Origin of the sequence: Halalkalicoccus tibetensis, assembly GCF_037996645.1 — an archaeon.
GTDB lineage: Archaea > Halobacteriota > Halobacteria > Halobacteriales > Halalkalicoccaceae > Halalkalicoccus > Halalkalicoccus tibetensis.
In genome coordinates this window covers 377963-390088 of record NZ_JBBMXV010000004.1, presented here as the reverse complement: position 1 = coordinate 390088, position 12126 = coordinate 377963, and the positions used below count along the sequence as shown (strand labels likewise).

The 12126-nt window shown below is 65.7% G+C and carries 11 protein-coding genes; 6 read left to right on the top strand and 5 right to left on the bottom strand.

What is annotated here, in order from left to right:
* Window positions 1-8 precede the first annotated feature (8 nt).
* The 3 genes from ilvA to WOA58_RS14825 are packed head-to-tail and all read right to left on the bottom strand — an operon-like array spanning window position 9 to window position 4603.
* Window positions 9-1235: a threonine ammonia-lyase gene (gene ilvA / locus WOA58_RS14835; RefSeq protein ID WP_340605046.1), complete on the bottom strand. Its 1227-nt coding sequence runs from the start codon at window positions 1233-1235 to the stop codon at window positions 9-11.
* A complete protein-coding gene (locus WOA58_RS14830) occupies window positions 1235-3733 on the bottom strand; it encodes a GcvT family protein (protein WP_340605044.1) in 2499 nt (832 codons plus the stop codon). Before WOA58_RS14830 ends, ilvA begins: the two co-directional genes overlap by 1 nt.
* A 54-nt stretch (window positions 3734-3787) precedes the next feature.
* Window positions 3788-4603, bottom strand: coding sequence for an IclR family transcriptional regulator (locus WOA58_RS14825; RefSeq protein ID WP_340605043.1), 816 nt, complete (start codon window positions 4601-4603; stop codon window positions 3788-3790).
* A gap of 406 nt (window positions 4604-5009) precedes the next feature.
* Between WOA58_RS14825 and WOA58_RS14820 the strand changes: the two genes are divergently transcribed.
* From WOA58_RS14820 to WOA58_RS14800, 5 genes are all read left to right on the top strand, one after another.
* Window positions 5010-6146, top strand: a complete 1137-nt coding sequence (locus WOA58_RS14820) for an aromatic ring-hydroxylating oxygenase subunit alpha (RefSeq protein WP_340605042.1) — start codon at window positions 5010-5012, stop codon at window positions 6144-6146.
* A gap of 12 nt (window positions 6147-6158) precedes the next feature.
* Window positions 6159-6515 carry a DUF7542 family protein gene (locus tag WOA58_RS14815; RefSeq protein WP_340605041.1) on the top strand — a complete coding sequence of 119 codons (357 nt, stop codon included), beginning with the start codon at window positions 6159-6161 and terminating at the stop codon, window positions 6513-6515.
* A 686-nt stretch (window positions 6516-7201) separates the two neighbouring features.
* Window positions 7202-7603: a DUF5805 domain-containing protein gene (locus WOA58_RS14810; protein WP_340605040.1), complete on the top strand. Its 402-nt coding sequence runs from the start codon at window positions 7202-7204 to the stop codon at window positions 7601-7603.
* A complete protein-coding gene (locus tag WOA58_RS14805) occupies window positions 7600-8631 on the top strand; it encodes a tyrosine-type recombinase/integrase (protein ID WP_340605039.1) in 1032 nt (343 codons plus the stop codon). Before WOA58_RS14810 ends, WOA58_RS14805 begins: the two co-directional genes overlap by 4 nt.
* A 179-nt stretch (window positions 8632-8810) precedes the next feature.
* The gene (locus WOA58_RS14800; RefSeq protein WP_390220960.1) at window positions 8811-9470 is read left to right on the top strand and encodes a DUF5828 family protein; all 660 of its coding nucleotides are present in this window, start codon (window positions 8811-8813) and stop codon (window positions 9468-9470) included.
* A gap of 131 nt (window positions 9471-9601) precedes the next feature.
* Here WOA58_RS14800 and WOA58_RS14795 read toward each other — a convergent pair whose 3' ends face one another.
* Window positions 9602-10363: an IclR family transcriptional regulator gene (locus WOA58_RS14795; protein ID WP_340605037.1), complete on the bottom strand. Its 762-nt coding sequence runs from the start codon at window positions 10361-10363 to the stop codon at window positions 9602-9604.
* Window positions 10364-10799: 436 nt separating this feature from the next.
* Between WOA58_RS14795 and WOA58_RS14790 the strand changes: the two genes are divergently transcribed.
* The gene (locus WOA58_RS14790; RefSeq protein WP_340605036.1) at window positions 10800-11711 is read left to right on the top strand and encodes an HpcH/HpaI aldolase/citrate lyase family protein; all 912 of its coding nucleotides are present in this window, start codon (window positions 10800-10802) and stop codon (window positions 11709-11711) included.
* Between the two features lie 34 nt (window positions 11712-11745).
* Here WOA58_RS14790 and WOA58_RS14785 read toward each other — a convergent pair whose 3' ends face one another.
* Complete coding sequence (locus WOA58_RS14785) at window positions 11746-12114, bottom strand: VOC family protein (RefSeq protein WP_340605035.1); 369 nt, start codon at window positions 12112-12114, stop codon at window positions 11746-11748.
* Window positions 12115-12126 lie beyond the last annotated feature (12 nt).

Genomic DNA, 12126 nt, shown 5'->3' with positions numbered 1-12126 from the left:
GACGATCGCTACGTGCGGTTCACGATCGCGACGTCGTAGCCGCGGTCGGTGATCGATTCGGTGATGGACCGGGAGTGCTCGGCGCCGCTGGTCTCGATCCGAAAGACGAGGTAGGCCTCGCCGACGTCGAGGTCCGCGACGGAGCGCTCGTGACGCACCGTCCGGATGTTGGCGTCGTGCTCGGAGATCAGCGTCGAGAGCTCGGCCATGCGCCCGGGCACGTCGTCGATCCGTACCCGGAGGTGCAGCAGCTGCTGGCGATCGGTCAGCGCGTGGACGAGCACCGTCTGGAGCATCGTCATATCGAGGTTCCCGCCACACAGAAGCGGCATCACGGTCTCGCCGCGCACGTCGAGTTCGTCCGAGAGCATTGCCGCGACCCCCGCGGCGCCCGCGCCCTCGACGAGCTGTTTCGCGCGCTCGAGCAACAGCAGGACTGCACGCGCGATCTGGCCGTCGGAGACGGTGATCACCCGGTCGACGTGCTCCTCGATGATCCCGAGGGTGAGTTCGGAGACGCCGCCCGTGGCGATCCCGTCGGCGATGGTGTCGACCGAATCGAGCGTCTGTGGGACACCCTTATCGAGGCTCTCGGGGACGGTCGCGGCTTCCTCGGCCTGAACGCCGACGACCCGGACGTCGGGCGCGAGCTCCGCGAACGCCAGCGAGATCCCACTGATCAGCCCGCCGCCGCCGATGGGGACGACGACGGTGTCGACGTCGGGACAGTCCTCGACCATCTCGACTCCTAGAGTACCTTGCCCGGCGACGATGTCGGGGTCGTCGTAGGCGTGGACGAACGTCGAATCGCCGTCGTTGGCGAGCTCCTTCGCGTGAGCCATCGCTTCCCGGAAGTCCGTCCCGCGGAGCTCGACGGTCGCGCCATACCCTCGAGTGGCGTCGATCTTCGTCTGGGGGGCGGTCTTCGGCATGACGATCGTCGAGTCGATTCCCAACGTTGTGGCCGCCAGCGCGACCCCCTGGGCGTGGTTGCCCGCGCTCGCGGCGACCGCGTGTTCGATCCGTCCCTCGCCGGCCTCGCGGGCGAGCTTGTTGTACGCGCCGCGGGTCTTGAACGAGCCCGTCCACTGGAGGTGCTCCATCTTCAGGCGGACGTCGGCGTCGACCATCCCGCCCAACGACGTGCTTCGCTCGACGGGCGTGCGCTTGACGACGCTCTCGTCGTCGAGTCGGTCCCCGGCGGCCTCGATGTCCGCGAAGCTGACACCCACCATCAGCGGATGATCTTCTCCCGATCGGGGTCGAACAGCGGCTCCTCGGCGACCGTGGCGGGGTAGCGCTCGCCCCCGAACTCGATCTCGAGCGAGACGCCGGGTTCGGCGCGCTCCGTCGGAAGGTAGCCGTAGGCGATGCCGGCGTCGATGCTGTAGCCGTAATCTGCGGCCTTCACGTGGCCGACGACCTCCTCGCCGTCGAGGATCGGTTTCCCGCCGTCGACGGTTTCGCCCGAGTCGTCGAGCGTCAGCGGGACGATCTCCCGGTCGGGGCCCGACTCCCTTGCCTCCAGCAGTGCATCCCGACCGATGAACTCGGTGTCGGTATCGACCGCGAAGCCGATCCCCGCCTCGTATGGGTCGTGCTCGGGCGTGAGGTCGGTCCCCCAGAGCCGGTAGCCCTTCTCCAATCGAAGGGAGCCGAGGAACGCGCCGTTGCCCAGCGCGACCATGTCGTGGTCCTGCCCTTGCTCCCAGATCAGGTCCCAGAGCCGTCCGCCGTACTCCGTGGGTGCGTAGAGCTCCCAGCCGAGTTCACCGACGTACGAGACCCGCAGCGCGAGCACCGGGATGGAGTCGAGGTAGAACTCCTTCGCGCGGAAGTAGCCGAAGGCGTCGTTCGAGAGGTCCTCCTCCGTGAGTGGTTGGAGCACCTCCCTCGCCTTCGGCCCCCAGACGCCGAGCCCGCACTGATCCGAGACGTGGGCGTCGATGTCGACCCCCTCCTCGGGCGCGTGCTCGCGGATCCAGCGGGCGTGCTCGGTCGCCGAGGCGCCCCCGCCGGTGGTCGCGATGAATCGGTTCTCGCCCAGCCGGGTGACGGCCATGTCCGCCAGCACCCCGCCGTCGTGATCGAGCATCGGGCTGTAGCGCACCTGGCCGACCTCGCTGTCGAGGTCGTTCGCGAACAGCCGCTGGACGAACTCGAGCGCGTTTTCGCCCGTGATCTCGATCCCCGTATAGCGCGAGAGGTCGTAGATCCCGACGCCTTCTCGAACTGCCTGGTGCTCGGCACCCTGGATCGGCGACCAGCCCTCCGCGAGCCAGCCCGAGCGCTCGGGCACGTCGTAGGTTTCGAGAAGGGGTTCATTGGCCTCGTACCACTGGGGCACCTCCCAGCCGCCCGATTCGTGGAACTGGGCACCCAACTCCTTCTGGCGCTCGTAGAAGGGGCTCCGGCGCAGCCCGCGTTGCTCGACGGGCTGCTCGTTCGGGTGGGTCAGCTGATACACTTCCCGGTACTGCTGGCCGCCACGAGCATAGGAGAAGGCTCGACTGCCCGAGTGGGGCTGGAACCGTTCGAGGTGCGCGCCGCTGACGTCGACTTTTTCGTTTCCGAGCCGGGGAACGCCCTCCTCCATCCACGAGGCGACCACGCTGCCGACCCCGCCAGACTGGGTGACCCAGACCGCGAGCGCCCACCACAGCCCGTCGATACCCTCGGTTTCCCCGAGGATTGGCATGCCGTCGGGGGTAAAGGAGAACATCCCGTTGAACGCGCGCTCGAACCCGCCGTCCTCGAAGGCGGGCACGAGCTCGCGGGCGGCGTCGTAGGCGGATTTGTCGATGTCGGGATGGGTCGGTTCATAAAAATGCTCCTCGGTGAACTCCCGGATCGAGGGCATCTCCTCGGCTTCCTCGGGCGCGCGGATGTCCTCGGGATCCACGAGTAAGGATTCGTGGTCGTACGAACCGATGCCGTAGGACTCGCCGTGCTGGCGGAAGTAGAGCGAGTAGTCCTGGTGGCGCAGGATCGGCTGTTCGAGTTCCTCGCTCGCGCCGGCCAGTTCCTCCATGGGTTCGCTCACGAGGTACTGGTGGGCGCAGGGAACGAGGGGAATGTCGACGTCGACCATCTCGCCGAACAGGGGCCCCCAGATGTTCGTCGCCACGAGCACCTCCTCGCACTCGATGCGCCCGTCGTCGGTGACGACCGCACGGACCTCCCCGCCGTCGGTCTCGACGTCGGTGACGGTGGTGTGGCCGTAGAACTCCGCGGCCCCTCGGTCCTCGGCCGCGCGGGCCATTGCCGCGGAGGCGTCGACCGCATGGGCCTTCCCGTCGCCGGGGACGTGGTAGCCGCCGTGGATGGTCGAGGGGTCGATCTGGGGGATCCGGTCGGCGACCTCGTCGGGCGAGAGCAGCTCGCCGCCCTCAACCCCCCACGAGCGGCCGTACTCGCGCTTTCGCTCGAGGTATTCCCAGCGCTCCTCGGTGTAGGCGACCTCGATACCGCCACAGTCCGCGAAGGCGTCGAGGTCGCCGTAGAGGTCGACGGTGTACTGTGCGAGCCGGCTCATCAGCTCGTTCTCGGTCGTCTGGAAGACCAGCCCCGGGGCGTGGGAGGTCGATCCGCCGGTCTCGAACAGCGGCCCCTGATCGACGACGACGATATCCTCGCGGCCCCGTTCGGCGAGGTGGTAGGCCGCGCTACAGCCGACACAGCCGGCTCCGACGATGACGGTCCCCGCCTTTCGCGGGAGTGTCTCGGCGCTCATGTCGTTCGTACTGCCATCGTCGGACCACCGCATTAAGTGTCACGGTCACATGCGTCACACGATCGGCTCGGAGTCCGCCGGTTCCGCGAGGGCCTCCTCGAGCTCTCGGCCGGCTTCGAGGACGATCCGCGGCGCCTCGGACTCGAACCCCTCGCTCCCACGGCGGTAGGTCGGGACCGACATCGCCAGCCCGCCGAGGATCGAGCCGTCCGGGTTCCTGACGGCGACGCCGACCGCACACAGCCCGTCGACGTACTCCTCGTCGGCGACGGCGTACCCGCGCTCACGCGTGCGCGAGAGTTCCTCGAAGAGGGTCTCGCGGTCGGTGATCGTGTTCTCCGTCCGCTCGGGAAGCCCCCATCGGTCGAGGATCGCCTCGACGCGCTCGTCGGGCAGCGCCGCGAGCAGGGCCTTCCCGCCGGCCGTACAGTGCATGTGGTAGTAGGTCCCCGAGTGCGAGAGGTCGCTGGTAGTGTCGAATAGGTCGTCCCGGTAGCTGTTCTGGGGGTGGTAGGACTCGTAGATCGTGATCGTCCGCCCGTCGTTCTCGACGACGAAGTCCGCCTCCTCGTCCGTCCGTTCGGCGAGGTCGCGAACCGTCCGCCCGGCGAGGCGATAGCCACGTTTTCGGAGGCGGGCGTACTCGCCGTGGTGGTGGAACTTCAGCCCGATGTGGTACTGCTCGCCCTCCTTGACGAGGTAGCCGTGGCTCTCGAGGGTCGAGAGGTGCTTGTGGACGGTGCTCTTCGCGAGCCCGAGCTCCGTGACGAGTTCCGAGAGGGTCGCCCCGTCCCGACGCTGGATGAAGCCGACCAGCGCGAGCGAGCGCTCGGTCGTCTTCACCCCGTCCTGAACGTGATCCGTTGTCATGGTACTGTCTGCAAGGAACAGCTACAAAAGGGTTCGGGTACGCCGAACCGACAGCCCCGCTCGGCGAGTCAACGGTAAGACCCACCGTCCGCCCAGACGGGCGTCCATCCCGGATCGGCGAGCTCGGTTCGAAATGCATGAACGGCACCGGGGCTCGGAGCCCCAGCGACATGGTCACCTGGCGAACGGAGCCGAAATATTACAATCATACTCATGTAATCCGATGGCCTCGCCCGATCGGCCGATACGGAATACCGGCTCGCTGCGGGGAAAACGCCGGTTCGAACATTCCGAACTAGATCGTGATCGATCCTTTGCAGCGTCCACGGGCCCGTGTACGGCGGGTGGTGAGGGACGGTAGCGTGCCGCCAACATTTATGGGGCTCGGCGGATTACGAACGGGTACATGACGCGGTGGAACGACGGGACAGACGCGACTGCGTCGGTCAGTCCCGACATAACCGACGAGACGAACGCGCTGCCGGCGAAGTACTTCACGGACCCGGCGGTCCACGAGATGGAACAGGAGACGGTGTTCTCGCGGTACTGGGTCTACGCCGGCCACGAGAACGCCATCCGGGAGCCGGGGGATTACTTCACGCGGACCGTCGGCGACAGGCAGGTCATCGTCGTCCGCGACAAGGACCGAGGGATGCGGGCGTTCTACAACGTCTGTGCCCATCGGGGCTCGAAGATGGTCGACGACACCCCGATGACCGATCCGGGCAACGCAAACGGGATCCGGTGTCCGTATCACCTCTGGACCTACGAGCTCGACGGGGACCTCCGGAGCACGCCCCGGAGCTTCGAGGAGGCGGGGATGAACCCCGATCTCGAGGACGAGGACGTCCCCCGGCTCGACCCGGAGGAGAACGGACTGCGGGAGGTCCATCTCGACTCGATCGGCCCCCTGCTGTTCGTCAACCTCGACGACGACCCGATGTCGCTGGCCGAGCAGGCCGGGACCCTCAAAGAAGAGCTCGAGTCGTTCCCCCTGGAGGACTACGAGCTCGCCCGGCGGTACGTCTCGGAGGTCGAGTGCAACTGGAAGACCTTCAGCGGCAACTACTCCGAGTGCGACCACTGCCAGGCCAACCACCAGGACTGGATCGAGGGGATCTCGCTTTCCGAGTCCGAGCTCGTCGTCGACGACCACTACTGGGTGCTGCATTACACCCACGACGAGGGCGTCGAGGCCGCCGAATCGCTCATCGAGGGCGAGGCACGGTTCTACTACTTCTGGCCGAACTTCACGCTCAACATGTACGGCAACGCCGACGGCTACGGCACCTACATCATCGATCCGATCGACGAGGGACGTTTTCAGCTGATCGCCGACTACTACTTCAAGGACGCCGAACTGAGCGACGAAGAGAAAGAGTTCGTCCAGCTGAGCCGCAAGCTTCAGGAGGAGGACTTCGAGCTCGTCGAGCGCCAGTACGAGGGGCTGAAATCGGACGCGCTCGCCCAGGCCCAGCTCGGCCCGAACGAACACACGGTCCACCGGCTGCACCTGCTCGCACAGGAGGCCTACGATGCGTGAGCGGCCGATTCCATGAACCAGCGCGAACGTGCTCGGCTCGTCGTCACCTGCCCGGACTGTGCGGTCCGCAAGGCGATCGACGACGTCAACGAGGCGGTCGCCTTCCACCGGCGACATCGCGCGATCACCGGCCACGACGTCGAGTGGGAACGCGCGGAACTCGAGGGGGCCTCGATCCCGGGCGAGGACCTCCGATCGGTCATCGCCGAACTGGAGGCTCGAGTCGAGGGTGGCGTCCCGCTCGGCCTCGTGACCGTGGCGATGGGCGAGCGGGGCATGACGATCGGCGAGACGCTCGACGCGGTGCGTGAGCTGCGCATGGAGGGGAAGCTGTACGAACCCCGGGACGATCACCTCCGGGTGACGTGAGCCGGGCCGATCCGCCCTATCTGGGTATATCAACATGAGATTTATGTTCCCCTGAACGGGACAATACCGATCGGTTCGGGGCGTCGATGTTTCAATCAGACGTACAGTTGGTCAGGAGAGGAATGATCTCACACGTGATCGGCAGAGAACGGCGTCTCATCAGTAGAGGAACCGACCGGGCGAGCGATCGCCTCCGAGGAGTGATCGGCAGTCCCCATCCGATAGGTTCGTCCATCGGAGGTGTGATCGATGCGTCTCGCGGAGGCACCATCGCCGATGAACCGTTCGGAGCCCAAAGCGCACGGGTCGCCATGGAACGAAATCGCCGATCGACGTTGAGTCGAACTCCATTGATCGACTCTCGTCAACGAGCGCTCGGAAGAGGAGTAAGTGATACATGGCCAACCTATCGTGCCGCTACGGCGAGAGGTGTTCGCGCCCCTTTACCCCAAGGGGTAGTAGCCCGAAGAAGGGGCTGCGGAAATCACTCGCTTCTCCCGGCCGCTCCGAGTCGACGTCTGTAGTGAAATCATTATCTTCTTTTCTGGTACTAGATAGTGCGTCTGGTAGTACCAAATGAGAATATAAGTCGGAATTCCGGCCGTCAACTAAGGTCCATGGAGGAAGATAAGAGGAGTTATTTTCTTATCTGGTACATTGAAGAGGGTGGGCCGCGAAGGGTCGGTATGGCGGACGGAGACGACACCGAACGGACGCTCGTGAAGACACACGTCCCCGCGTACCAGAAACGCATCTGGGTCGACCACGCCGAGGAGCTCGAGATGAGCCAGAGCGAGTTCCTCCGGACGATGGTCCAAGCGGGTCGCAAGGGCTTCGAACCGGCGGAGGGTCCGGACACCGAGACCGGAACCTCGAAACCCGGTGCGGGAGAGGACGGCGCCGATCTCGAGTCCCGGGTGGAATCGGCCCTAGCTGGCTCGGGTCCGCTCTCGTGGGATCAGCTCGTGGAGACACTGACCGACAACCTCGAGGACCGTCTGGACGAGGCGCTCCAGTCCCTTCAGGAGGAGAACCGCGTCCGTTACAGCGGCCGGGACGGAGGCTACACGCTGGCCGAACAGTCATGAACGCCGACGGTTCGGGGGCCGAGGACCCGGTCGCGTACTTCCTCCAGGACATCGAGTATCAGGGCAAGACCGAACGTACGCGATCGGCCTACGAGCGCGTGTTGCGGGACTTCGAGTCGTTCATCGAGACCGAGTATCCGCATGCGGACACCCTTTCGGCGGTCTCACACCGGGGGTGTATGGCCTGGATCCACGGCCAGCGCGGCGAGGTCGCAGAGAGCACCCTCGCGACCTACGCGTCGTACCTCCACCGCTTTTACGCCTACATGACCCAGGTCGGCGAGTTCGAGGAGAACCCGATGGCGCTCGTCGTCGAGCAGATGGACGAGTCCATCGACGTCGATCCGACGCGTCGAGAGATCGGCATCGAGGAGATGCAGGCGTTCGTCGCCGGGATCGGCCACCCGCTCTCGCGGGCGATGATCGTCGCCCTTCTGAAGACCGGAATGCGCGCCGGCGAGCTGTGCAACCTCGACCTCCGTGACGTCCATCTCACGACCGACGCGATCGAGATCGGGGTCGACCCCCGGCCACAGCTCCACGGCAAGCCCGATTCGATCTACGTCTCGCCCGAGCCCGCCCGCGGAACGGTCGTCAACGGCGAGGAACGCACCGCTTCGAACAAGCGCCGTCGTCCGACGGTGATCCCCGTCGACGACGAGCTCCGCGAGACCCTGGTCCGATGGCTCGCGGTCCGCCCCGATCCTCGCTCGTCCGCCGAGCCGTTCTTCTGTAGCACGGCGGGTCAGTGGGGCGAACGGGTCACGCCCCAGACGGTCCACCACACCGTCGAGCGTCACGCCCGTGATCGGGGCTGGTACCGGACCGGCGGGGGCGCAAGCGAGAACGTCACGCCACACTACTTCCGACACTTCTTCACGACCTACCTCCGAGGACAGACCGGGGAGCGCGGGATCGTCAAGTACCTCCGCGGCGACGTCGCCGACGACGTCATCGACACCTACACTCACAACTGGGGCGACCGCGTGCGCGAGACCTACGAGGCGAACATCTATCGCCTCCTGTAGGACATAAATCTCATACTGATATACGAAATTGGAGGAGGAGGGGGAATCGCACCCGATCCCAGAGTCTCATTCCACCGGTTCTCCGGGCCACGGTAGCTCCGTGAGGGGATAGCGGGTGCCAAAAAGCTCAAGCGGTTTGCACGATAAGGATTACACGGAACACGACGGAGGTGATCGGAATGGAGGAAAGCGTGTCAGGATTCGAAGTCACGGGAACCTGGGGCGACATCGTCGAGCACGGCGAACGAATCACCGCGGCGCTCGAAGCGACCGATGCGGACAGCGAGGAGTTCGAGGCGTGGGACGAATGGCGTCCCAAGGCGGACGATCGGCTCGACGACGAGATAAGCCGACGGACGTCCGAGCAGGCGAGCGTCGACGAGGGACGCGGCGAGCGGGTCGGGCGGACCGCCGAGGAGGACCTCCGGGCGGCAGGCGAGAAGCTGAGTGAGTCGTACGAACGGATGGGCGAAGAGGGGGACGCCCAGGAGGCGGTCCACGACTCGGTCGACCACGCGACGCGGGCCGCGGACACCGCCGGCCGGAAGGTCCTTCGGGCGGTCGAGGACACGGTCTACCAAGGGGCGATGACGGAGGTCGCGCCGTACTACTTCGACGGCGAGCTCGTCAGCGCGAACGTCGCCGAGGTGAGCCGATTCGGGGGGAGCGACGAGTTCGTCCTCGAGGTGGACATCAACGACGACGAGCTGAAGGAGGAGATCAGCGAGCTGCTCGCCGAGTACGACGACGAGATCGACCGCTGGCACATCGAGACGGACCCGAAAACGGCGAACTCCGCAGCCGCCGAGGGTATCGGCTCGCGGAACCCCACGCCGTAGCCGGACGGCCGGGAACCGATCGAGCGGACGAGCGACGAGGGGGACGCCGATCGCTCGAGGCGTTGCGGGACCGGTTCGGTTGCCGCGACGGCCGTACCGGCCGGCTGTTCGTTACATCTGTACTCATGTAATCAGGCGTACGTGCTGTTGATCTCGATGACGTTGGCCGTGCTCATCGTCAGTCCGGGGAGCTCCTCGGTGTACCACTCGCTGGACATCCGGCTTTTCGGTCCCGAGACGCTCACCGCGCCGAGCACTGTGCCGTCGACGACGATGGGCGCGGCGACACACCGCAGCCCCTCGAGGCGCTCCTCGTCGTCGTAGGCATAGCCCCGCTCGCGGATCGTCTCGAGCTCGTCCATGAGTCGGTCCCGGTCGGTGATGGTGTTCGGAGTGGCGCTCGGGAGGCCGTGGCGGTCGAGGATCGCCTCGACGCGCGCCGCCGGGAGGTGGGCGAGGATCGACTTGCCGAAGCCGGTGGTGTGGAGATGGACGCGCTTTCCGGCATGGGTATCCATGTGGACGGCGTCGGCGCCCTTCGCCCGGTAGAGGAAGACGCCGCGGCCGTGCTCCTCGACCAGCAGGTTCGCCATCTCGCGGGTCTCCTCGGCGAGCTTGTCGATCTCCGGGGGGCCGATGGTCGCGATCCCCCGCCGGTCGCGCGCGTACTCGCCCAGCTGGAGGAACCGCAGCCCGACGTCGTACGCCGAGCCGTGTTTGGTGACGTACTCGTTGCGCCGGAGGGTCTGGAGGTGGTTGTGGACGGTGCTCTTCGGGAGGTCGAGGTGGCTCGCGAGCTCCGTCACCCCGGCACCCTCGAGCGCGCGAAGCGCGTCCAGGATCCGGAAGCTCGTCTCGGTCGCCCGCACCGTCACCGGCTCGTCCGTGGCCATACCCCGCCTACCGCGCCGAGCGTAATAGTTCTACAGGTCGGATGGGTGTTCACCTATACTGAACAGTGGAGCAATCCGAAGGGACGACACACTGGTCCCGGTCCCGAAACACCCGGTCGGCGGTTCTCGTGGCGAGTCGTTCGCCCCGAGAGGATTTATTTCCGGTCTAGAGGATTTTTTGTTCAGCAGAGTCGAACGCAGGACACCCGACGTATCGCGTCGTCGACGCCCGGTGAGTGATATGTCGTGTCGTATCCCGGCCGTATCCACATCGTTGTTAACACTATTTCGCGATGAAACGACCATTCGTCCGTATGAAAGGCGTTCTACTCCTGTGAATAGGGGATCGGTACGGGAGGTGTTTCGCCCTTCGTGTGGTTTCTAGGGATATCTTTATAGGGTGTCCTCGTTCAGTAGCGAACGGAGTGAACCAGCTATGAGCGACGTGACACTACGACGGACACAACTGGCGACGCCGGCGAGCGACGAGAACTTCATGGAGAGCGCCTCGAACAGCGCCGCCGACGAGGTGTTCCTCGATCTGGAGGACAGCGTCGCGCCGAACTCGAAGCCCGACGCCCGCGAGCCGCTGATCGACGCCGCCCAGAGCCACGACTGGAGCGGCAAGGTGCTTTCCTTCCGGATGAACGGCATCGACACCGAGTGGTGGTACGACGACGTCATCGACGTCGTGAGTGCCGCCGGCGAACACATCGACGACATCATCATCCCGAAGGTCAAGGGCGCAAGCGACGTCCACACCGTCGAGAACCTCCTGACCCAAGTCGAGGAGAACGCCGGCCTCGAGGTCGGCGCGATCGGCCTCGAACCGCAGATCGAGGACGGCGAGGGGATGCACAACGTCCATGAGATCGCCCACGCGAGCGATCGCCTCTCGAGCATCATCTTCGGGCCCGGCGACTACTCGGCGGCGATGGGAACTCCGGGACTGGACATCGGGCAGTTCCCCGACTACCCCGGCCACTACTGGCACCACGCGCTCTCGGAGTGCAACGCTGCCGCGAAGAGCGCCGGAATCCCCTGTCTCGATGGTCCGTACGCCGACATCGAGGACGAGCAGGGCTTCCGCGACTCGTGTAACAACGCGAATATGATCGGCTGCGACGGCAAGTGGGCGATCCACCCCAGCCAGATCGAGATCGCCAACGAGATCTTCGCGCCCGACCCGGAGACCGCCGAACGCGCCCAGCGCATCGTCGAGGAGTACGCCCAGGCGATGGAGGAGGGCAAGGGCGCGGTGAAGGTCGACGGCCAGATGGTCGACGAGGCGACCAACAAGATGGCCCAGGACATCGTCGACAAAGCGGAAGCCGCCGACATCCTCTGAAAAGGCAGTTCCCGTTCGTCTTTTTGCCGTCCCGCTAGTCGAGCGACTCGACGAGCTCGACGCGTCGGCCGTCGGGGTCGCGCACGAACGCGGTGCGGGCCCCCGCTTCAGGCTGGTCGCCGGGTTCCTTGTCGACGCCGTGGTGGTCGATCTCCTCGAAGACCGCGTCGACGTCGTCGACCCCGATCGCGAGGTGGTCCCACGCGCTGCCCGGCTCGAACTCCTCCTCGCCGTTGGTGTCCGAGAGCTGGAGCTCGATCCCGTTCTCGTCGGCGATGTATCGGTTCTGGGTCTCGCCATCGGGCGTCTCGAACTCCCAGGACTCCTCGAAGCCCAGCTGCTCGTAGAAGGCGATCGTCTCCTCGGCGTCCGCGACGTTGACGTTCACATGGATGAGTTCCATGGGTTCACTCCC